This is a genomic window from Candidatus Viridilinea mediisalina (assembly GCF_002532535.1).
GTDB lineage: Bacteria > Chloroflexota > Chloroflexia > Chloroflexales > Chloroflexaceae > Viridilinea > Viridilinea mediisalina.
The window spans coordinates 1-23,342 of the sequence record NZ_NQWI01000011.1 but is presented as its reverse complement, the minus strand read 5'-3'; the positions used below and the strand labels follow the sequence as shown (position 1 = coordinate 23,342).

At 59.0% G+C, this 23,342-nt stretch carries 16 protein-coding genes; 14 read left to right on the top strand and 2 right to left on the bottom strand.

The features are described from left to right. The first annotated feature begins 86 nt into the window (after positions 1-86). The 6 genes from CJ255_RS03995 (at position 87) to CJ255_RS03975 (ending at position 8,104) form a co-directional block, all read left to right on the top strand. Positions 87-1,856, top strand: a complete 1,770-nt coding sequence (locus CJ255_RS03995) for an amylo-alpha-1,6-glucosidase (RefSeq protein ID WP_097642804.1) — start codon at positions 87-89, stop codon at positions 1,854-1,856. Then, a complete protein-coding gene (locus tag CJ255_RS03990; protein ID WP_097642803.1) occupies positions 1,853-3,097 on the top strand; it encodes a glycosyltransferase in 1,245 nt (414 codons plus the stop codon). The genes CJ255_RS03995 and CJ255_RS03990 overlap by 4 nt, the downstream gene beginning before the upstream one ends. Before the next feature lie 23 nt (positions 3,098-3,120). Further along, positions 3,121-4,983, top strand: a complete 1,863-nt coding sequence (locus CJ255_RS03985) for a glucosyl-3-phosphoglycerate synthase (protein ID WP_165774560.1) — start codon at positions 3,121-3,123, stop codon at positions 4,981-4,983. A 332-nt stretch (positions 4,984-5,315) separates the two neighbouring features. After that, positions 5,316-5,465 carry a hypothetical protein gene (locus CJ255_RS23330; RefSeq protein ID WP_165774559.1) on the top strand — a complete coding sequence of 50 codons (150 nt, stop codon included), beginning with the start codon at positions 5,316-5,318 and terminating at the stop codon, positions 5,463-5,465. A gap of 505 nt (positions 5,466-5,970) precedes the next feature. Next, entirely contained in the window at positions 5,971-7,830 is a 1,860-nt protein-coding gene (locus CJ255_RS03980; protein ID WP_097642801.1) for a serine/threonine protein kinase, read from the top strand. A gap of 82 nt (positions 7,831-7,912) precedes the next feature. After that, positions 7,913-8,104, top strand: a complete 192-nt coding sequence (locus tag CJ255_RS03975) for a hypothetical protein (protein WP_097642800.1) — start codon at positions 7,913-7,915, stop codon at positions 8,102-8,104. Between the two features lie 561 nt (positions 8,105-8,665). On the opposite strand, the gene CJ255_RS03970 is transcribed toward CJ255_RS03975, so the two are convergent. Together CJ255_RS03970 and CJ255_RS03965 are read right to left on the bottom strand one after the other, a co-directional pair. Then, positions 8,666-9,877: an MFS transporter gene (locus CJ255_RS03970; protein ID WP_097642799.1), complete on the bottom strand. Its 1,212-nt coding sequence runs from the start codon at positions 9,875-9,877 to the stop codon at positions 8,666-8,668. Positions 9,878-9,901: 24 nt separating this feature from the next. Continuing rightward, positions 9,902-10,567, bottom strand: coding sequence for an AIM24 family protein (locus CJ255_RS03965; protein WP_097642798.1), 666 nt, complete (start codon positions 10,565-10,567; stop codon positions 9,902-9,904). A 249-nt stretch (positions 10,568-10,816) separates the two neighbouring features. Here CJ255_RS03965 and coaBC point away from each other — a divergent pair, with 249 nt between their 5' ends. The 8 genes from coaBC to CJ255_RS03925 all read left to right on the top strand — a co-directional run bounded on the left by coaBC (position 10,817) and on the right by CJ255_RS03925 (position 23,048). Continuing rightward, entirely contained in the window at positions 10,817-12,025 is a 1,209-nt protein-coding gene (gene coaBC, locus CJ255_RS03960) for a bifunctional phosphopantothenoylcysteine decarboxylase/phosphopantothenate--cysteine ligase CoaBC (protein WP_097642797.1), read from the top strand. A 144-nt stretch (positions 12,026-12,169) separates the two neighbouring features. Beyond that, positions 12,170-13,234, top strand: coding sequence for a HEAT repeat domain-containing protein (locus CJ255_RS03955; RefSeq protein ID WP_097642796.1), 1,065 nt, complete (start codon positions 12,170-12,172; stop codon positions 13,232-13,234). A gap of 7 nt (positions 13,235-13,241) precedes the next feature. Beyond that, entirely contained in the window at positions 13,242-15,869 is a 2,628-nt protein-coding gene (locus tag CJ255_RS03950; RefSeq protein ID WP_245863170.1) for a glycosyltransferase family 39 protein, read from the top strand. A 58-nt stretch (positions 15,870-15,927) separates the two neighbouring features. Then, the gene (locus CJ255_RS03945) at positions 15,928-18,090 is read left to right on the top strand and encodes a glycosyltransferase family 39 protein (RefSeq protein ID WP_245863169.1); all 2,163 of its coding nucleotides are present in this window, start codon (positions 15,928-15,930) and stop codon (positions 18,088-18,090) included. Between the two features lie 62 nt (positions 18,091-18,152). After that, positions 18,153-19,085 (top strand): glycosyltransferase family 2 protein, encoded by a 933-nt coding sequence (locus tag CJ255_RS03940; protein WP_097642795.1) that lies wholly within the window; start codon positions 18,153-18,155, stop codon positions 19,083-19,085. 37 nt (positions 19,086-19,122) lie between these two features. Then, the gene (locus tag CJ255_RS03935) at positions 19,123-20,085 is read left to right on the top strand and encodes a lysylphosphatidylglycerol synthase transmembrane domain-containing protein (protein WP_097642842.1); all 963 of its coding nucleotides are present in this window, start codon (positions 19,123-19,125) and stop codon (positions 20,083-20,085) included. A gap of 167 nt (positions 20,086-20,252) precedes the next feature. After that, positions 20,253-21,047: a double zinc ribbon and FHA domain-containing protein gene (locus CJ255_RS03930; protein ID WP_097642794.1), complete on the top strand. Its 795-nt coding sequence runs from the start codon at positions 20,253-20,255 to the stop codon at positions 21,045-21,047. 15 nt (positions 21,048-21,062) lie between these two features. After that, positions 21,063-23,048 carry an FHA domain-containing protein gene (locus CJ255_RS03925; protein ID WP_097642793.1) on the top strand — a complete coding sequence of 662 codons (1,986 nt, stop codon included), beginning with the start codon at positions 21,063-21,065 and terminating at the stop codon, positions 23,046-23,048. Positions 23,049-23,342 lie beyond the last annotated feature (294 nt).

Genomic DNA, 23,342 nt, shown 5'->3' with positions numbered 1-23,342 from the left:
CACTGTCAAAGCCAATAACTCCATTGATGCTACAATGGGACGAGTGAGAACCATTTGGGTAGCTCTGTTTAGCAAGGAGCCGCTAGGTGTACATTCCTTCGTCCCCCTACCTCCTTCTGCTGGAGAATCGGATCAGGCTTGCGCGTATCCCTTTTAGTGATCGCGGCTCGCGCCTGTTGCTCTATCAGGATCGCCGTTTTCAACATACACTGTATGTCAAATTGGCCGAGCGGCTCACGGCGCTGACGCCGGGGCTTTCGGCGTATCGTAGTCGCCCGCCCTTTATTCCGCGCCTGCAATTGGTGGACGGCAATGGGCGTCCGGTTGATTTTGAGGTGACGACCTATCCCCATGCGCTGGTTTTTCAGACGAAGATCGGGGAGTTTCGTTGTGTCTTTCAGAATGCCCAGACGCTCAGTTTTGGCTTGCCCAATGGGGTGGCGAGTGGCATCAGTTTTACGGTAGTGCCCGATTTGGCCCGCCCTGATGCGGCTGGTGGCGAGTTTAAGTCGGTGCGTAATTGTGCCTATTCAACCAATGGGACGGTTATTCTGAATCAGTTTGAGCATAATGGGAGTGGCTATGATGTTATTCTGACTGCTGAGGGTGATAGCGATACGGCGATTATGCTCCATATTCAGGCTGGGCTTGAACTGAGCCGTGAGGTGCTGCCCTTCCGGGCTGCGCTGAGTGGCGCAGAGCAGCGTTGGCATCGCTGGTTTGCTGCCGCCCCGGAGGTGCTTGAACCCTATCGCCCGCAGTATTACTATGCTTGGTGGGTGCTGGGGAACAATATTCTCTCGCCCTATGGCCTCTTTCGCCGCGAGACGGTTTCGCCGAGTAAGGCCCACTATGTGGGTGCCTGGCAGTGGGATAACTACTTCCATGCTTTGGCGCTGCGCTATACTGATGGCAAGTTGGCGGGTGACCAGATTCGCTTCATGCTTGACCATCAGTTGCCCGATGGCATGATTCCCGATGCGGTCTATGATGAGGGTACGATTACGCAGCTTGAGGTGCCGGTGGCCGCCGCTGTCACGAAGCCGCCAATTATTGCCTGGGTGGCGATGCATGTCTATGACCAGACGGGCGATCTGGCGCTCTTGCGCGAAATTTATGATCCGCTGGTGCGCTGGAACTCTTGGTGGTTTGGGCTCAATGATGATGATGCCGATGGGATTGTGCAATATTCCCATCCCTTCTCCTCAGGGCTTGATGATAGTCCGCTCTGGGATGCGGGCATGCCGGTTGAAGCAGTAGACCTGAATACCTATCTTTGTATTCAGATGCAAGCCCTGGCACGTATGGCCAATCTGCTGGGCCGGGCCCGTGAGGCGCAGTTGTGGCGCAATCGGGCTGATGCATTGGGACGACGGATCATTGAGCATTTTTATGATCCAGAAGCACAACTCTTCTGGTCGCAGTACGAACATCGTCCGATCAAGGTCTTGACGCCCTTTAGCCTCTATCCGCTCTGGACCGGCTGTATGCCGCCGCAGATGAGTGAGCAATTGGTGGCACACTTGCGTAACCCCAGTTCGTTTTGGGCCCAACATCCCCTGCCAACGGTGGCGCTCTCTGATCCGCACCACGACCCGCAGCAGATGTGGCGTGGCCCCGTCTGGATCAACATTAATCATATCTTTGTCGAGGCGTTGCAGCGCACCGGCTACGGCACGACGGCGGCGCAGTTGGCGGAGGCGACACTACAGTTGGTGATGGGCCAACCCGATATTTATGAGTACTACCATCCGCTGACGGGCGAACCACCGCCCAAGGCGGCCCCCATGTTCGGTTGGTCGGCGGCATGTTTTATTGATCTGGCTATTCGCATGAGTCGTGGAGAGATCGGATGAGCTGTGTTGCCATCCTGCACTATGCGGGCCCGCCCTATGTAGGCGGCGTTGAGATTACGATGGCGGCCCACGCCCGTGTGCTGGTTGCCGCTGGCCATCGCGTGCGGATCATTGCGGGCAAAGGGGCCAGTACTACGCCTGGAGTGGAGTTGTGGCTCAATGAGGCGCTGGGGTCACGCGGCGAGCGGATTGAACCGCTGGCCCGCGAGTTGGCAGCGGGGACAGTCAGCCCCGCTTTTACGGCCCTCGTAGATGAGTTGAGTACCTGGTTGGCCCACGCGCTCGCAGGCGTAACCGCTGTGATGGTGCATAATGTGTTAAGCTTACACAAGAACCTCGCCTTCACCGCCGCACTACAACGGCTGCACCAAGCGGGCCAGTTGCCACGCATGTTGGCATGGTGCCACGATTTCGCTTGGCTCGATCCGCTCTATACGCCCGAACTGCACCCCGGCTACCCCTGGGATTTGCTCCGTCAACCATGGCCCGGGGCGCACTATGTGGTTGTGTCGCAGGATCGGCGTGGCATGCTGGCTGAACTGCTGGGCCTCGCCCCCGCCCAGATCAGCGTGGTCACCCCTGGGGTTGACCTTGCGGCCTTCTTGAAGCTGGAGGCCGAGACGCTGAGCTTGGTTGAAGACCTGAAGCTTTTGGAGGCCGCCCCGCTGCTGTTGCTGCCCGCACGCATTACGCGGCGTAAGAACATTGAGTTGGCAATTGCCATTGTGGGTGCCTTGCGGCAACAGGGCCACGCCGCCCAACTGGTGGTTACCGGGCCGCCGGGCCCGCACAACCCCACCAATGCAGCCTACCTCGCTGAACTCTTGGCCCTACAAGACTCCTCCGGCGCTGGTGGTGGGGTGGTCTTTCTCTATGAACACTTCACCGACGCCAACGGTCAGCCGCGCCATGTCTCTGATGCAATGCTGGCCGACCTCTTTCGCCTCGCTGACGGCTTGCTCTTTCCTAGTCGCTACGAGGGCTTTGGCATTCCCGCCCTTGAGGCTGGTCTCAGTGGTATTCCGATCTTTTGCAGCGATATTCCACCCCTACAGGCCACCGCTGGCCCAGCCGGGCACTACTTCGCCCTCGACGAAGCGCCAACGACGATTGCCACCCGCATTGCGGCAGCCTTGGAACACGATCCGCGTTACCACCTGCGGCGCACAGTACGCACCAGGTATACATGGGAAGCCATTTACCAACAGACGATTGCCCCCCTCATAGCCGATAGCCGATAGCAAGTTACAGAGGAACTATGCATATGATCCAAACCCATGAACGTCCAAGCAGCAACGACTATGTTGTGCTGCTGCCTGCCCGCGAGGCGGCTAAGGTGCAACTCATGTTGCCGCTCGCGGCGGCGATTGCGCGCCAACAGAATGGTCAAGTGGTCATTCTGGGGGTGGTGGTGGTACCACACGACCAGCCGTTGAGCGATGGGATGCTTGAGACTCGTCAGGTGCGTGCCGATTACGATCAGGCCGCCGATTTTAGTACCTTCCAGGTGCCGATCCGCACCGTGATTACGGTGGCCCACGATCTGACCGATGGTATTCGCACATCCGCCGAGGAGCAGGGGGCGAACCTGATTCTGCTGGGCTGGCCAGCGCAGCAGTCCTCTTCCGAACGGCTCTTTGGCCCGCCGATTGATAATCTGCTCCGTCACCCCCCCTGCGATGTGGTGGTGCTGCGTCTGCACGATGAGCAGACCTGGCGGCGGGTGCTGCTGCCGGTGCGCGGTGGCCCCCATACCCCTCTGGCTTGCGACATCGCCATGGCCCTTGCGGAACACCACGATGCCTCGATTAGCGTCCTCTACGCCACCAACCCCCGCATGCCTGATGATGCCAGCGTGCGCGCCAGTCTCCAATCGCTCCGAAGTATGCCCCGCGTCACCCGCTGGCTGGAACGCAGCATCCCGGCTGAACAGGCGATCCTCGCCGAAGACCCCGACCACCAAGCGATTGTGTTGGGCGTCACGGGGCGACGTGGCGACCCCGAAGCACCAATTGGCCCCCTGGCCGACCGCATTCTGCGCCAGTCGGACAGCACCATTGTGCTTGTACGCCACCGCATGGCCCAGTCGGAGGAGTTGGCCCAACAGATCTGGCAGCAGAACCGCGACCTTTCGGCGACGGTGGATCGTTGGTTTGCCGAGAATACGTTCAGTTCGCATGAATATGACGATCTCCAGCGCCTCTTTGCCCATAAACAGCAACAGGGGGTTACGATTAGCCTCGCGCTGCCGACGCTGAACGAAGAGGCCACCATTGGCGAGATCATCGGCCAGTTGCAAGAGCATCTGGTAGCCAACGTACCCCTGCTCGACGAGATTGTCCTGATTGACAGCGGCTCGCACGACCGCACCCGCGAGATTGCCGCCGCCCATGGCGTGCCGGTCTACCTACACCAAGAGATTCTGAGCCAGTACGGTGCCTTTGCGGGGAAAGGCGAGGCGCTCTGGAAGAGCCTCTACGTATTGCAGGGCGACATCATTGCTTGGTGCGACACCGACATCAAGAACTTTCACCCACGCTTCGTCTATGGCATCGTCGGGCCCTTGCTACGCGAACGGCGCTTGGTCTACAGCAAAGGTTTCTACCGTCGCCCCATCCAATTTGGCGAACGGATCGCCGCCACTGGTGGTGGGCGCGTCACCGAACTCAACGCACGCCCACTGCTCAACCTCTTCTACCCCGAACTCTCCGGCATGCTCCAACCGCTTTCGGGCGAATATGCTGGGCGGCGTAGCGCCCTCGAAGAGGTGCCCTTCTTCACTGGCTACGGGGTCGAAACCGGCATGCTCATTGATCTCTTGGAACGGCATGGGCTCAATGCGCTGGCCCAGGTTGACCTGATGGAACGCATCCACCGCAACCAAGAACTCGTCCCCCTCTCCAAAATGGCCTTCGCCATCACCCAAGTCGTCATCCAACGCATGGAGCAGCGCCAACGGGTCAGCCTACTGGAGCCAGTCAACCAGACGATGAAACTGATTACCCAGCGTGAAGACGGCGGCTTTTCGCTCGAATTGCGCGAAATCCGCGACCACGAGCGCCCCCCCATGGCCCGCATCCCCGAATACCGGCGGCTACGCGGCCTGCCGCCCGAACCGGCGGGGTAATAGCAGAGAGTTTTTGAAGAGATACCGAGGATTGAACCACAGAGACACAGAGAACACAGAGAGGTTTGTAGCAACTACCTCATCCGCACTCCCTAACTCTGTGCCCTCGGTGCCTCTGTGGTTCAATCCTCTAAACCTCTTCTCATTGAACCACAGAGACACAGAGAACACAGAGAGGTTTGTAGCAACTACCTCGTCCGCACTCCCTAACTCTGTGCCCTCGGTGCCTCTGTGGTTCAATCCTCTGAACCTCTTCTTGGTAGCATTGGGCGGCAAGGTGGCCCACTCATTGTTGCTTCAGGGCTTCGTGGTGGAAGTAGCGGCGCTGTTTGATGCGCGTTGAAGCTGATGTGCAAGGCAAGCCTATGCGTTTCTTCACTATTGCCAACCCAATCTACCGCGAGATTGTGCCCCGCGAATTGACCTACAGCGCCCAACTGACCAGAGAAGATCTGGACGCGGGCCGAACAGGTTCAAGGTAGGACAATACATGCGAGGGGGGTGTAAGGGAAGCAGAGATTGTTAGAAGCTGTCTGAAAAGGGTTCCACACAACGTAGCACACGCTGGAGTTGCCGGCTTTAGCCGGCTAAAGCCGGCACTCCAACGCCAGGCCATAGGCTTTTCAGACAGCCTCTTACGTATCTCAGCAGTTTGTCATGCTGAATAGTACATGGTTCGTAGGCATCGTAGTGCCGACGTTAGTCGGCTGAGGTCTTTGGCAGCGCTGGGAAGCCGACTAACGTCGGCACTACCTACGGCGTAAACAGGAACGTTCCGACAAACCTTTGCTCAGGGTGGCCAAGCAACGGGGCAATCAACAACATCCACTTCCCTGAACATGCCGCATGCCTAATGACATTCAAGCGCATTGAGACGCTATGTCCGGCTATCGGCTATCGGCTATCGGATTTGGTGTAATGCCAAGTGGGTTATAATAAGGACTGTACAATCTTCCCTTGATCTACCAAACGCAGCCCGAGGCATCTATGTTGATCTGCAAAGATGGGTGTGGAGCGGAGAACGTTGACACGGCGCGCCAGTGCCACCACTGTGGGTGCAGCCTGAACACCGCACTGCGGCTGCACAATCCTGGGGTGTTGGTACGCCACTATCGCATCAAGCGCGTCATTGGCTGGGGCGGCTTTGGGGCGGTCTACGAGGCGGAAGACACCCACCAGCCTGGTCGGTCGGTGGCGCTGAAGGAGAGCTTTAGCCCCAGCGGGATGACCAGTTTTCAAGGCGAGTTCAACGCCCTGCAACAACACCCTCACCCCCATTTGCCGCGCTACGAGGCAATGTTTGTTGAGCATGGCAATGGCTACCTGGTGATGGAATTCATCCCTGGCCAGAGCCTCGATGAGGTGCTGCAAGCCGAAGGTGGGCCGCTGCCTGTGCAGCAGGTTCTCGGCTTCATGCTGCAACTCTGCGAAGTGCTAGAGTATCTCCACAACCAACAGCCACCGATCCTGCATCGTGACCTCAAGCCGGCCAATGTGCGCCTAACCCCCAGCGGACGGATCAAACTGGTGGATTTCGGCCTCTTCAAGCAGGGCAGCAGCAGCACCACCAACCACTCGCGCATGGGCCTAACCCCGGCCTACGCGCCGCTAGAGCAGCATCCATTGGCGCCGGGCCACACCGACCAGCGCAGCGACATCTACAGCCTAGGGGCAACCTGCTACCACCTGCTCACAGGCCACATGCCCGTCTCGGCCTTTGAGCGCATCCAGAACCCGAACGTGCCACTCGTGCCAGCGCAGCACCTCAACCCGCACCTTACACCGCAGCTAGCGCATGCCATCAACCAGGCCATGAGCCTCAAACCCGACGAGCGCTACCCCACGGTTGCCGCCTTCAAACAGGCGCTCCTGGGCCAGCCGATCCACCAGCCCCATCCGATCCAGCAACCCCCCCAGCCCTCCCAGCACCACCAGCCGCCCCAGCCAAACACAGACCCCACCATACGCATAGCCCCAGCGCCAGCCACACGCACGCATCTCATCTGGGGGGTGGCAGCGGGCGTATTGGGGCTATTCGTGGTGATTGGGCTACTTGTCTGGCTTGGGGGTGGGGAAGAACCACCAACCCAAGTTGCGGAAGGTGGAGCGGTGGGAGTGATGGCAACTAGAACTCCGATCCTAGACGCAACGGCTGTGCCAACAACCGCATCACCTGCCAACACGCCAACGCCTAACAACCCAATTCCCCCAACGTCCACAACCATTGCAATACCAAATCCTACCGCGACTTCTATACCACCTACCGTGACACCAATACCACAACCACGGGATATTCCTATCTCGTTACGTTCGTTTGCCAATGATCACATCCATAATCTTTTCCCAGTATTTCCATTGGGTGAGGTGTCTTTTCATCAAATTAGGTTCGATCTCGGTGATGGTAGTACTAAGATAGGTACTGAGTGTATTCAATTTCCAGATTGGTACGAACAAGTTAATATACCTATCAACAACGTGTCGGGGGTAGAATATGTTTATATTCTCGCAAATGCAGGTTTTACTGAAGGATTCAATGGAGTTAGAGTTGGAACCGTAGAATTGATCTTTGAAAACAATCAATCTCAGGTATATAATTTAATTTTAGGCGAGAATATTCGAGAGTGGGATGCTGAATACCCCGGCACGGTAGCAAATCTCACAAGTAGAAACACAGTTAACGTTTATAAAGGCCCAATAATTTTTGATAGAGATGGTGTAATCGATAAGATCACCATTGAAGTAAACCCCAATCTACAACAAATACCTCTGACAAACATAGTTATTCGTGACACGATGCCTGGTGATCCATGTTTTTTCTTGATAGGATTAACATTGCACGGACGTTAGCTTAAAGAACTGCACAAATATGGTAATCAGTGTAGCCTTCGTACCATGAACCTCCGCATCAGAAGAATGGCACCGTGTGCCTATGGGCCGTGCGTTAGGACGTGGTACGGTAGGGGCGCAGCAGCGGCCACGCAATGATGCTCCAGAGATTCACGAGCCAGAGGCCACTGCTGCGCCCTGGGATGGAAAGCGAACAAACGACCTGCTAGGTGTGCGCCGTGCAGCCACCATGCGTAGCCCCACAGACCCAACGGCGCACACCTGGCAGGTCTGAGGCACCAACGGCCTATGAGACCTAGGGGAAGCAGAAATCTTCAAGTGTCCCAGCAGCCTTTCATGCTGAGTAGTACATGGTTCACATGCATCGTAGTGCCGACTTTAGTCGGCTTCCCATCGCTGCCAAAGACCTCAGCCGACTAAAGTCGGCACTACCTACGACCTCTCAGGATGACCAAACAAGGGGGAATGAACAACATCTGCTTCCCCTAGCATGGGCGGCCAGAAGACATGTTCCTTGCCGCAAAAGAACGCAAAGGAATGCAACAAAACTGCGTTGCCTGCGCCCCTCTCCCACAACGTGGGAGAGGCGATGCCCGGTTGGTGAGCCTGTCGAACCAGAGCTTGTCGAAGGGGGTAGGGGGTGAGGGCCATCCTGGGCATCCCAAAGCCATATCGGTCGCTACCAAAGCAAATGTTCTGTCCGCCCATGAACCCGCAGGGGGGAGGGTTGGGGAGGGGGGCAAAGGGCTTATTTGAAAGGTATTGCCCTTAAACCCTGAGGGCGTAGGAGCAGCCTCAACGGTAAAGCCGCCATGAACCAGCCCTAACAATGCCTTCAACCTACCGCCTGCTCCTCTTCAGCACACAAGAGCCATGCCGCCAGCCAGGCGGCGACCAGCGCCACCAGGGCGGTTGCGGTGACCCCCAGCCAGCCGAAGGCTTGCCATGCGACGCCGGGGAGTACGGCGCCTAAGGAGCCTCCGACGTAGTAGCTCATCAGGTAGAGTGCCCCCGCGCCCCCTTTGGCGTTGCTGGCAGTGGCGTTGGCGTAGGCCGGAGCGACGCCTTGGGCAATGAACATGCCGGTACACAGGATGAGTAGGCTGATGATGATGATGCTCAAGTTGGGAACTAGGGTGCCGAGCATGCCTACCATGCCCACCAGCGGGCCAATGATCATCAGTTTGCGCCGCGAGATGCGGGTCGAGAGCCGACCTACAATTGGTGAGACGATCACGCCTGCGAGGTAGACAAGGTAGACGAGCGCGATGGCTGATGGGTTGAGTGCGAAGGGAGCCTGCGAGAGGTAGTAGGGCAGGTAGGTAAAGGTGCCGAGAAAGCCAAAGAAGAGCGTTCCGCCAATCAGGAAGACCCCCACCAGCCGCCGGTCGCGCAGGTGGGCGAACATGCCCCGGTAGGCGACGCGCCAGCCCGTTGTCGCACGCGAGTGGTCACGGGGCAGGGTGACGGCCATCAAGAGCGCACATGCCAGCGTGATGCTGGCGAAGCAGACGAAGGCGATCCGCCAACCAAAGTGATCGGTCAGCAAACCACTGAGTACCCGTCCGGTCAGGCCGCCCGCAACAGTAGCCCCGATCCAGCCGCCCACCAACGCCCCCAGCCTGGCTGAAGGGAAGTAGTCGCCCATATAGGCCACTGCGACCGCCGTGAGGCCGGGGATGCAGATGCCCTGCAGGGCCCGAAAGAAGAGCAGCAGGGTAAAGTTGGGCGCAAGGGCGCAGAGCAGCGTGGGGAGCGCCAAGAGGCCACAACTCCAGACCATCACCGGCTTACGGCCAAGCATATCACTGAGCGGCCCACTTGCTAGTGAAGCGAGCGCAATCATCAAGACGACCGCCGAGACACTGAGCCCAGCGGTGGCCGGGGCGACGCCAAACTCGGCTGAGAGTACCGGCAGAATCGGTTGGGTGATGTACATGTCGGCGTACACCGCCATGGTTGCAGTATAGAGCGCAATGATCGCTAAAAGTGAGACGCCTGTAGTTTGGTTTTGGGTTTGGGCTTGGATGTGAGTTGGGGTTGTCATACGGAATCAACGAGAGCTATGGCATTACATCGCATTTGCCGCCGCATTGGCCACGCCGCGCTTGAGGCTTTGCAGCAAGACTGTTCCAGGGCCGCTGAGCCGGGTCATAAAGACGCCTTCGCCGCCAAAGAAGGCGCGCCCAAGGCTGCCCACTGTCTGAATATCGTAATCCACACTATCACCAAAGGCGGCGAGATTGCCGGTACTCACCAGGATCGATTCATCTTGGGTCAAGACGCGGCGATCAAAATCGCCACTGCCGTGCAGTAGCACGGTACCCTTGCCGGAGACACGCTGCAGGAAAAGCCCCGCACCACCAAAGAAGGCCGCACCGGCACGGCGGGCTACAATGACCGTAATGTCTACATCTTCGCCCCATGCTGCAAGAAAGGAACCACGAGTTGCCACTACCGGCCCTTGGGCGAGATCCCACTCAATGATATGGCCTGGCGCATTGGAGGCGATCAGCGCAAACTGGCCTGCGGCATCCGTCTCGGCATAGGTAAGCGTCACGCCCTCACCGGCAAACGAGCGCCGCACCGCACCACCAAACCCGCCCGGCACGCGGGGACGCCACTGCACCGCCGAGGAATAGGCCATCAATGAACCCTTACTGAGCCAGACGCCCTCACCGGGCGCGAATTCGAGGCGGGCGCGTTGGGCAATTTGGCCCAAGATGGTGAACTCCATGGATGTACTCCTTGACTAGGAAATAGGAAGTAGAAAACTAGGAAATAGAGTGTTAGCGTAAATTCGTGCTAATCCTTTTTTTCTTGGGTTGTGGCAGCTTCGCTGCCACAACCCAAGAAAAAAAAGAAGGTGTTGTTGGGGCTTGGCCCCAACCTCATCCATTGTAACCGCAAAGTTACACCTTGCGGTTTTGACGCACGCTATGCCCTGATGCTACAATAGCCGAGTTATGCAATGCAAGGGTAACCAATGGATCTTCTGAGCGGCAAGCGGCTGGTGCTGGGTGTGTGTGGGAGTATTGCCGCATATAAGGTAGCCCAACTCGCCCGCGATCTGACGCTGGCTGGAGCGTTGGTTGATGTTGTTCTCACTGAGGCAGGGGCCCGCTTTGTGGGGCCAGCAACGTTTCAGGCGCTCACTGGGCGTCCGGTGTTGACCAACCTCTGGGCGTTGCCTGAGGATGGTGTGGTGGGCCACATTAGCCTCGGTGACCAAGCCGATGCCTTGATTGTTGCACCTGCAACGGCCAATACGATTGCCCGCATTGCCGCTGGCATGAGTGATGATCTTTTGACGACAACGCTGCTCGCAACCCGCGCTCCGGTGCTGCTTGCGCCCGCAATGAATCCGCTCATGTATGCCCATCCCGCCACCCAGTCCAACCTTGCCACCCTGCGTGAGCGGGGCTATACCATCCTTGAACCGGGTGAGGGGCGCATGGCCGAACATGTGGCGGGCAAAGGGCGGCTGCCTGAACCCTTTACGCTAGAAGGCGAACTCCGCGCTCTGCTCGGTCGTACCAGTGGCCCGCTGCGTGGCCGCCATGTGGTGGTCAGTGCTGGTGGTACCCGTGAGCCGATTGATCCCGTGCGCTACCTCGGCAATCGCTCTTCGGGCCAGATGGGCTATGCCCTGGCCGCCCAAGCACGCGACTGTGGCGCTCAGGTTACCTTGATCAGTGGCCCCACCGCCCTTACTCCGCCCGCTGCCGTTGCCTTTGTGCCGGTTGAAACAACCCTCCAGATGCAGGCTGCGGTTACCCAAGCCTGTAGGCAAGCCGACATCCTGATTATGAATGCCGCCGTGGCCGATTTTCGCCCTGCGACAGCAACGGAAACAAAGATTAAAAAGCAGCCCGACACCCAGGGCATGACCCTCGAGTTGGTAACTAATCCTGATATTATTGCAGGGTTGGCAACCCGCCGTGATCTCTTTAAGGTTGGGTTTGCCGCCGAAACCAACGATCTCATCGCGCATGCTCAATGTAAACTGGAACGCAAGGGGCTCGATCTCATTGTAGCCAATGATGCGGTGGCCAGTATTGGCCAGCCTGAGATTGCGCTGACCCTGATTGATCATACTGGGACGCAGCCCTTGGAGCGTCGTCCTAAAGCTGAGGCTGCTGCCATGCTTATGGCGGCCCTCATTGAGCGCTTTCAGCGCCGTGTATTACCATAAGACATGATTCGTAGCTACGTTACAGTTTGCGAGGACGCGAGGACGCGAGAACGCGAGGACGCGAAATCCTCGCCTCTTCGCCTCACGCATCCTCGCAAAATTGTAAAGCTACAAGCGCATTTCTTAAACCTTCCCTAATAATCCATGACCACAGAACGACAGAATCCCTCCGAGTCCGAATCGAAGCCTACCGCTGCGCTGCAACGTTTTACGCGACGTATGGATGTGACCAGGCAGACGCCAAGCCACGATCCACGAGTGCCGCGTGAGCAGCTTGCAGCCCTCGTTGAGGCGTTGGGCAATAGTGAACATCCTTTGCACGCCAATGCGGTTGATGAATTGGTTGCGATTGGGCCAGCCGCTGTTCCTGCCCTTTGTAACGTCCTCAATGCCAAGCAGGCTTGGCTCAGTAGCTACCGCGCCGCTGAAGCCGCTGGGCGCATTGGTGATGGTGGCGCAACTGGCGCTCTCATTCAGACGCTGAAGCATCCCAATAGCAATGTGCGCTGGAGTGCCGTCCGGGCCCTCGCCCAGATTGGCGATGTGCGTGCCCTCCTGGAGTTGCGCCGCGTGGCTCAAAATGACCAAGGCCGTACCAGTTGGGGCGAGTCGGTCGCCGATGCCGCCCAGAGTGCCCTCAGTCAATTGGGGCAGCGTAGTGTCTGGGGCCAGAGCATTGAGTTGATCAAGACCGCCGTGGTTGCGGTGATGATGATCCTTTCGCTTGCGTTGGCCTTTAGTGTGGTGAGTACCCTGCGTGATGAGTTGGATCGCTTTGGGCGCGTTATTCCCGGCCAGACCCAACTGCCAGCCTTGACTCTCCCTACGGTTGCGCCTGAACCAACGGTTGCGCCTGTGCCCACGATGGCCCCAGCAGTTGTGGTTGATCCCACCACAGCATCTGAGCCAGCAGCAGAACCTGAACCACAACCTGCTGGTGAAGCTGCCGAACTGGCCACCTTTACCGGCACGGTGCTGCAAGGGGCCAACATTCGCCCCTTCCCTAGCACCGATAATCAACCTGTTGGCCTCGTGGCTACTGGCGACGAAATTGTCTTTTTGGCCCGCACCCCCGGCAACGATTGGTACCTGATCCGCCTCGGTGCGCAGCATAGTGATCAATCGCGTATCGAGAGCGCCGATGGTACCGGCTGGATCAGCGAAGCACTCGTCACCGTGCCCGCTGGTGAACTGCCCATCCGCGAGTAGTGGCGGGATGAATCTCAACCAGTACCTTGTGCCGCTCTTCTGGGCTGTTTGCGCTGCCCTGCTGATCGCGCTGCTCAGCCAGGTTCCCGTGCGCCATCGTGTCAATGTGGGCCACTGGGATGCTGCCTATGTTCAAGGTTTCCACGAGGCCGAATTGCCAGCGAGCCCCTACGGCGTGGCCCGCTGGAGCCGCACCTCTTCAGCGTTGCTCTTCCCTCAGGCCGGGCTGCCCGGCACAGTGGAGCTACGCATGCGTGGCCCCAGTGCGACAATCCCTACCGAAGTGACTCTGCTGCTCAATGGCCAGCAGGAGTTGGCCCGCCAGCAACTCGACGACCAATGGACAACCATACGGCTCACCGTTGCAGGCGGATGGCTCAAGGCGAGCGACTTCTTCATTGAGGTGCGTAGCACCACCAGCACGCTACCCGACGGGCGCGAGGTGGGGATTCTGCTCGATCATGTAACCTACAGCGTTGGCCCTGGCCCACTCTGGCCCTACCCGTCCCAATTGCTGCTTGGGGCGCTGGTGGGGTTTATGCTTGGGGTAGCGAGAAGCGGGGCTCATGGGCGGACAGAAAATACATCTATTGCCGCAAGAGAACGCAACGCAACGCAACAAAACAGTGGTGCCTTCGCCCCTCTCCCACAACGTGGGAGAGGCGATGCCCGGTTGGTGAGCCTGTCGAACCAGAGCCTGTCGAAGGGGGTAGGGGGTGAGGGCCATCAAAGGCATCCCAAAGACTCATCCGTGGCTTCAAGCGCAAATACTCTGTCCGCCCATGCAGAGGGCGGCTATCGGCTATCAGCTATCGGCTATCGGCTATCGGCTATCAGCTATCAGCTATCCCCGCTCGCCCTGCTCCTACTCTACGGCCTCGTCTGGTTCATCGGTTACCGCATGGCATGGCCCTTCTACCCCTACCCATTGCGCAGCCTGCCGCTCTGGGTGGTGGGGGGCTTGGGGGCATGGCTGCTGGTGCGGAGTGGGCCGCCGCTTGTGGCGCACCAGCGCTGGCTGGTGGGAGCGCCAGCCGCCGGGTTGCTGATTGGGCTCTGGAGCCTGCTGATCATGGTGAAGGCGCAGGCCCATGTGACGCTTTCGCGCCCTGGGGTGGAGAATGATTTTCGGGCCTTTGCGGCGCGCGACACGTTGCCGCTGATCTTCAGTGCCGACGGCTTCTACAATCTGGGCTACCCGCTGCTGCTCTGGCTGGTGCGCCCTTGGCTGGCCGATAATCCCTTTTTGGCTGGGCGGCTGCTGGCGGCCTTGAGCGGGGCTCTCTTTCTGGCGGGGAGCTACTGGTTGGCGCGGAGCCTTTTGCCGCGTGGTCCTGCGTTGTTGGCGCTACTCATGTTGGCGCTCAGTGGCTTTGTGGCCCAATATGGGCTCTATGTGGGTAGCGATATGCCTTTTGCCGCCGCTATGATCTGGTGTGTAGCTGCGCTCGTGGCGGCACTGCACGCGCCACTGGGCAGCCGCCGCGCTTGGTTGCTGGCCGGCGGCGCCGGGTTGTGCGGCGGCCTCGCATTCCTCATGCGCCACCCTGGGTTGCTGCTGCTGCCCTGGGGCTTACTGCTGCTCTGGGGGACGCAACGGGGGCGCAAGAGCCTAGCAGCCTACACGCTTGCCTTCGTACTCGCCATAATGCCCCAACTCAGCGTCAATCTCATACAGACCGGGCAGCCGCTCTATAGCCAACAGGCCAAAAACATCTGGCTGGCAGTCTATGGCAATACCGACTGGAGTCGTTGGGATGAAGTGCCCGACACCATTGGCTTGGGTGAGGTGGTGCTGCGCGATCCGGCCCGCTTTATCCAGAATTGGGGCCGCAACCTCGTGGCCTTTGTGGGCAGTGGGGCTGAAGATACGAGTGAATTTGGACGCGCAATCCAGTTGCGCATGCTCGGCTTTCCGGCCAACTGGCTGGCTCTCGCAGGCATGTTGGCTTGGCTGGGGCTGATACCATTGCAGATTGCAGATTGCAGATTGCAGATTGCAGATTGCAGATTGCAGATTGGAACACATGGCGTCCCAATGGATTCTGGTGCTCCTGACGATACAACAGAAAAGGGGCTCACTGGGCCACCCACAACGAGCCTTGTGGCGCTCGTAAGCCTGGTAGCACTCTATGTAGCTGCGGTGAGCAGCGGTTTCATCCTGCCGCGCTTCTTTCTGCCGCTCAGTGCCATCTACGCTGTCGCTGGTGCCTGGCTGATCTGGCGCATCCTGCCCAGCGGGGCCGAGCGCATGCTCACAGGCATAGGCGTGGCGCTGCTTGTGGTACTATGGAACGGTTTTCATACAGGTGCAGCGGTAGTTCTCCAGAACCAGCCGCCCGATGAGGTTGCAGCGGTAGCGATGGTACACGCCGTTGCGCCCCACGCAACGTTGGCAGCCTATCTACCAGCACGGGTGCCCTTGGCCAACTTCTCGGCAATTGCCCACCAAGTGGTTGCTTGGCCCGCAGGGGTTATGGATGGGCACACGTTGACGCCCGCAGACCTTGCGGCGGTACGTCAACACGGCGCAACCTACCTGCTCTGGGACGAGGCGCGGGGCACGCCGCCCCTGCCCGATCCTGAGGCTGCCCGCGTCGCTACGAGTGGCCGCTATGCGCTGTATCGCTTGTAGCGGAGGTGTAGAGAGGGATAGAGAGATTTTCACCACAGAGGCACAGAGAGCACAGAGCATGAGCTTGTTGACCAATAAAACCACCCAATTTTACCTTGCGGCCCTGATGTTGCTGGGCCTGATCTTGCGCCTCTGGTTTATCAGTGTCAGCGGCCTCGATCCGCGCTTCTCCGGCTCCGATGATGGCGACTACTACCAACGGGCCTTGCGGATGGTCACTACCGGAGCCTATGTGGACAACTCGTGGCTGATTCGTCCGCCCGGCCATGTCTTCTTCTTTGCCGCCATGTTGCAACTTGGGCTCTGGTTCGACAATCCTGAACTGGGGATTACGCTGATCCGTGGGGTGCAGGTGGTTCTGTCGCTGCTACTCATTCCGGTGGGCTATGATCTGGCGCGCCGCCTCTTTGAGCATAAAGCTGGCTTGATCTTTGCGGCCTTCTTGACCGTATGGCTGCCTTTGGTTGAATTGCCGATGCAGTTGCTCAGCGAACCGCTCTTTTTTACGCTGCTGGTACTGAGCTGTTGGGCACTGGTGCGCTGGCGCGATCAACGTACCTGGCGCTGGCTCGTGGCTGCTGGTAGCGCCCTCGGTGCCGCCGCGCTGGCCCGCTCCCCCGCCCTCTACGCAGCGGTCTTTGGCATGCTCTTTATTCTGTGGGAGACCCATCCCACGCCGTTGCGCCCCCTACGCACGGCGCTGCCCGTGTGGCTACGCCAAAGCAGCATTGCTGCGCTGCTCTTCCTGTTGCCAATCGTCGCGTTTGTTGGCCCGTGGACGTTACGCAACTATGCGCTCTACGGCCAGATGATTCTGATTGACAATACCGGCCCGGTCAACCTCTGGCTCTCGTTGCAGGATGAGCGCATTGATGGGGGCAAGAGTGTGCTGGCCGGGATGGATCAGGTGGAGCGCCACCTGTTTGTGCGCGCTGATACACAGCGCATCCTCAGTGAAGAGCCGTGGCGCTTGACGCGCAATGTGTGGCCCCATTTTACCCACATCTGGAAGTTGCAGTTTGTCGAAGATTTCTTTGTCAAAGTGAGTTTCTTTGGCCGTCCGTTGCGCGAAATCCTGCTGCTGGGGGTTTTGAGCGATCTGATCTGGCTTGGCTTCACCCTCACGAGCGTCTTTGCGCTGACCCGCTACCCACACGAGGGCGGCTTTCGCCTGATTGCCCTGGGCTGGATAGCTTATTCGTGCCTGACGGTGATGCTCATCCATGTAGAGCCACGCTACCTCTTGCCGGTCTGGTTCTTTATGGCGCTCTATGCTTCAGCCAGCAGCGCTAGAGTACTCAACTGGCTGGCGCTACGCCGCCGTGATTGGGGGGCGGCGACACGAGCGGCGCGGCGCTACTTCCGTTCGCCCTGGGGCTTCAGCGGGATTGCACTGTGCCTTACGTTGATCATGCTGATTGTGAGCTACCGCGACTACCCGCAGATCATTGCGCGCGGCTGGCAGCGCGAAGTCGAACGATCTGCGGCGCTGCGGGCCGTGGCTGCGGGCGACTACGCAGAGGCCATTGCAGCCTACCAGCGCATGCGTGAAGTGGCACCACTCTTCGTGGACGGGCGCAGCGAGTTGGCGTTGATCTATCTGAAACTGGGCGAATATGATCGTGCCTGGGAAGCGGTGGGTACCCGCCACACCTATCGTAGCGAGTTGGTTCGTGGTGCAATTGCACGCGCCCAAGGTTTGCACGATCTAGCGGCCAACTATTTTGAAGAGGCCGAGGTGTTGGCCGCCGAGGATGTGCAGCGCCTGACCCTAGCTTGGCTGCCCAATCCACCCGTGCAGACCCTCAGCTTAGGCAATGGGCTCGACTTTGGCTACATTGAGGGCTTCTCGTTTGGCGAACGGCTCTTTGCCGAAGGGGGCGACCCACCCCCAAGTTTTCGTTGGTTGCAAGCGCAGGGGCGCATCAGTCTGCCCTTGCCAACAGCCTTGCCCGAAGGGGCAAGTGTGCGGCTACGCATGGCCGGCCCCGGCCCTGGCCCCACGCCACTCAGAGTGAGCATGGGCAGCACAGTAACGACCATTATGGTACAAGAAGGGGGCTGGCGGCTCTACCGCATAGCCGTTCCACATGAACTCGTAGGCACAGAACGGCTTGAATTGAGCCTCGCGGCCCCCACCTTCATCCCCTTTCGCCGCGATGCCGCAAGTATTGATGCGCGCGCCTTGAGTATCAAAGTGAGCCATGTGGCGGTGGAGTGAGGCGGGGGGGGTGAGGGCCATCCAGGGCATCCCTAAACGTAAACACAGAGAGGCACAAAGCTTTGCACCAGAGAGGCACAGAGATTATTGAACGTGAACAACAAACTACTGCGTATCCCTTCAGCACCACTGTGGTGATTCCGGCCTACAATGAGGCCCATGGGATTGCGGCGGTGGTTGCGCGGGTGCGCGAGATGCTGCCCGAAGCCGAGATTCTTGTGGTTGATGATGCGTCAAGTGATGCGACCGGAGCAGCGGCGGCGGCGGCGGGGGCGCGGGTGGAACGCCATCCGGCCAATCGGGGCAATGGGGCTGCGGTGAAAACCGGCATTCGGCGTGCTACCGGCGAAGTTGTGCTACTCATGGATGCGGATGGCCAGATGGATCCGCGTTATATTCCACAAATCCTTGCTGGCATCGCCAATGGCTATGATATGGTGGTTGGAGCACGCACCCGCGCCACCCAGGGCGACAACCTGGCCCGACGGCTTGGCAACCGCGCCCTTGATACGCTGGGGAGCTACCTGGTTGAGACGGAGGTGCGCGATCTGACCAGTGGCTACCGGGCGATGCGCCGTTCGGTTATGCTGGAGTTTATTCATCTGCTCCCCAACCGCTACTCCTACCCCACCACCAGCACGTTGGCGCTACTCAAGGGCGGCTACGGCGTTGGCTTTGTGAGTATCGAAGGCCAACGGCGCGGCGGCGGCCAGAGTGGCCAGAAGTTGTTCAAGAATGGGGTACGCTTCGGCCTGATCATTCTACGCATGATCTCACTCTTTGCCCCGCTGCGCGTCTACTTCCCGGTAGCCCTTGGCATGTTCATACTCGGCATGACCTCGTGGCTGCTCAACATCTTCCTACTTGAACCCACACGCGGCCTCTATATCCCCAACTCAGCACTCTTGCTCTTTGTTGGCAGTATCATTATCTTTATGTTTGGGCTGTTGGCTGAACAGATTGCGGCGTTGCGCTTTCAGCGCCGCGACGATTGAGAGTAGAGATACAAAATTTCTCTCAATGGGCATCCAAATGAAAAAACACCTCCCGCTGTTATTACGCTTATTGGGGCCTATTTTGCTGATCATCTTCTTGATCAATGCCGATCTGGGCAAGCTCTGGTTGACGCTGCGCGAGACCACGCTTTGGCCAGTAATCCTCTCGTTGCTGCTGATGCCGCCCTTTGTGCTGATCAAGTCGTGGCGCTGGGTGCGGCTTATGCGCGAGATGGGCATCAGCCTTGACCTACCGACGGCCAATGCGCTCTATACGGTGGGCCTCTTCTATGGGGCGACGACGCCGGGGCAGGCGGGCGATCTGCTCAAGGCGGTCTATCTGCACGAACGTGGCAACCCCTTACCCCCTGCAATGCTCAGTGTGGTGCTGGATCGGCTCTTTGACCTGCTGATCATGGCTGCGCTGGGCACCTTGGGCATCTTTGCACTAGGCCAACTACTGCCCAGCCGCGAGCTACAAACCGCGCTGGTGGTACTCATGGGCATCGGCCTCGCCATCCTTACCACGGTACTGCTCGCCCGTGGGCCACGCCAATGGACCCTGACGGTGTTGCTGGCACGAATAGCCCCCAAGCTCACCGCGACGCTCAACCGCTGGAATAGCCAACTGAGCAGCTTGACCCTCAGTTCGAGCCTGCTCAGTGCCGTGATCCTCGCATCGCTCGTTTCAGCCGGTTTTACCTTTGTGCGCCTCTGGCTGCTCTTCTTGGCCCTCGGCCTCGATCTCGTACCACTCTATGTGGTCATTGGGGCCTCGGCGCTGATCGCGGTGCTGCAAGTGCTGCCCATCTCCATCGCTGGGGTTGGGGTGCGCGACGCGGTACTGATTGCAATCATTATGCCCTATGGGTATAGTACAGAACAGGCGCTCACCCTCTCGGCCCTCTTTTTGCTCTTAAACATTGAGCATATTGTAGTAGGCTTTATTGTCTCGTTTTGGTATCCATTGGGGCGAGGGCAGACCCAACTTGAGATGTGATGTATAATCTATGGAGATAGACTACACTCAGGGCCACAACCCACTTTTCTGTTGCGTGTTGGCGGCTGCGCCGCCAACACGCAACAGAAAAGGATCTTTGGGGGCGGCGCAGCCGCCCTCAACCCCACTACAACATCAAACGTAGATAAAGAAAGGGCTTACCAGCCGTGCCATTCTGTCCCCAGTGTGGGGTGGAGAACCCCTCGTCAGCGCGTTTCTGTGATCAGTGCGGTGCGCTGCTGGTGCCGGTTCCGGCGCAGGGCCAAGCCACAGCCCCAGCCATTCCTATACCACCTCCAGCACCCGCTGCGCCTAGTAGTGCCCAGAGTGGCCCTACGATTGTTGCTGGGCCCAATAGCTGCCCGCAATGCGGCATGACGGTGATTCCGGGGGAGGCTTTTTGTGATAATTGCGGGGCGGCGTTGCTTGGTTCCCCCCAAGCCGTACCGTCGGCACCCGCGCCGAGTCTGCCCTTTGGGGGCGTGCCCGCCCAAGCGCACTACCCACCCCCCCAGCCGATTGCGCCGGCAGCACCCCGCCCGGCAGTGGCTCCAACGCCCCCGCCGCGCCCCGCCGCGCCCATGCCGCCGCCCCAACCAGCCGCCCCAATGCCGCCGCCGCCGCCACCGCGCCTCACCCTCGCACCAGCCAGCCTGATCGTGCGCTCCAATGGCAACCGCCTAGCCCTGCCAGCCCACAACGAAGCCGTCATTGGGCGCGCCGATCCGGTGAGCAACTTCTTCCCCGAGGTTGACTTAGGGCCCTATGATGCCGTAACCAACGGCGTGGGACGACGCCACGCCCGCCTCTTCGTCCAGAGTGGTCAAGTCTGCATCGAAGACCTCGACAGCACCAATGGCACCTTCCGCAACGGCGCTCGCCTCGCCCCTCGCCAGCCTATCCCGCTCGCCAATGGCGATGAACTGCGGCTCGGTAAGTTGATCTTGAGCATCCAGTTATAGTGGTCGCACAGCGGTATGAACATCCCATCTTCACCCCAACCCTCAATCACTCTCACTGGGCAAACCAGTGAACTGCGTGGTCAAACCTTTCATGGCAGTGGCAACCAGTTGGTGCTTGGGCGTCAACAAGGCACGCAGGTTCAGATCAATCATAGCCAAGTGTCACGCCAGCATGCCCGCTTGGTGCTGACCGGAGGCCAATGGACAATTGAAGACCTGAATAGCGCCAATGGCACCTTTGTGAATGGGCAGCGCCTAAGCGGACGTGTGCCCATTCGTTCCGGTGATCGGATCGGGCTTGGTAGCTACGAGTTTGTCTTTCAGGGCAGTGGCGATGGCAGCGATGATCGCACGCTGCTGGCTGCGGGGGCCGCCCCACCGCCCTACCAGCAGCCCCAAGCTGCATTGCCGCCACCACAGCACGCCCCACCGCCGCCGCCCTACCAGCAGCCCCAGGCCCCACTGCCGCCGCCCCAGCAGCCCCCTCCGCAACCACGGCTCTACGGGCCACCGCATGGCTATGCGCCCCAGCAGCCCCAGCCCGCCCCACAGCAGATCTATGTGCAGGCCGCGCCCCAAGCAAAAAAGCAACCATGCTGCGCCACCTGCCTCATCGTCGCCGTCGTCTTCATGATCATCACCGTGATCCCATTGGTGGGCTTGGGCATCTTCTACTACGACGATATTATGGATGTCCTTGATGAACTTGGGATGGCCAGCGGCAACGATGTGAGTGGGCGGGAAGCGGTGAGCGTCAATAGCAACATGGGTGGCCTCGTGACCACCGCCTCCGGTGGGAATCTGATGATTCCGCCGGGCGCTGTGCCGCCCCAAGAGAGTGGCGACCCCGGCGAGATGATCTTTAGTATGCAGGAGGTTCCTGACCGGCGGGTGAGCCTCCCAGAGGGCTTCACGCCCCTTGGTGCGGTCTACCAACTTGGCCCCGAAGGTTTCACCTTCAACACGCCGATTATGCTCAACCTGCCGATTCCCAGTGATGTTGATCCCGAAACGGTGTTGGGCGTAACCTTCTTCGATGAGATGAGCAACACCTGGCAGATGGTGCCCGCTGCGGTTGACATCGAAAACCGCGTCGCCTCGGTGGCAACCACCCACTTCTCGCCCTGGGGGCTCTTTGGCGCTGCCGGAAGCGATGCGCGCAACTGGCGCAACAACAACGGCGGCATCCTGCGCGTAACCAACCAGCACCGCTACGAGAGCGGCATCTACCCGCCGCCCGATGGCAACCTGCCCTACTCGGTCACCTATGGCGTCTGTATTCGCAGCTACAACCTCGCCGATCCCTCTCAACAGTGGCGCTGGTCGCCACCTACCGATTGGACCATGACCGTCAGTGATTATGTGCATCCCATGAGCGACCGGGCCTACCGCACCCGTGAGCGCGACTGGTGGTTGCCCACTGGGAGCTACGATCTGATCGAAGTCTGGCACTTCTCGGAGGTCAACCGCTCTACCATGTATGTGCCGCGTTTTGCGAGCTACTGGCGACCAATTGGGGCGGTGAACATCAGCCCCCGCAACCGCGTGGAATATCGCTACGCAGAGGCCAACCTCGACCTCGCCAACTTCACTGCGGGCCGTCCGCCCTGCTTTGGGGTGCAAGACACCTCGGTTGGGACGGGCGACATCCAGATTACGCTTTCGTGGAGTGCGCCGATAGACCTTGATCTCTACGTGACCGATCCAAGTGGCGAGACTATCTTCTACGGCAATCCCAGGAGTGCCAGTGGGGGCACCCTGGATCGTGACAACGCATGCGCCAACATGGTCGTTGGGCGACCCGAGAACATCTTCTGGCCCAGCGGCAGCGCCCCACGCGGCAGCTACACCATCAGCGTCAACTACTACAGCGGTTGTGGCAGATCCGATACCGTACCCTTCACCGTGCGCGCCGTCGTCCAGGGCCAAGTCCAAACCTTCACGGGCAGCGTAAGCCCAAGCAACCACACCCAAGAGTTGGGCACAGTGCGGGTACGCTGATGGTAGGAAATAGATGGTAGGAAATAGGAAATAGATGGTAGGAAATAGATGGTAGGAAATAGATGGTAGGAAATAGGAAATAGATGGTAGGAAATAGGAAATAGATGGTAGGAAATAGGAAATAGATGGTAGGAAATAGGAAATAGATGGTAGGAAATAGGAAATAGATGGTAGGAAATAGGAAATAGATGGTAGGAAATAGGAAATAGGACAAAAGCCTACTTCCTACTTCCTACTTCCTACTTCCTACTTCCTACTTCCTACTTCCTACTTCCTACTTCCTACTTCCTACTT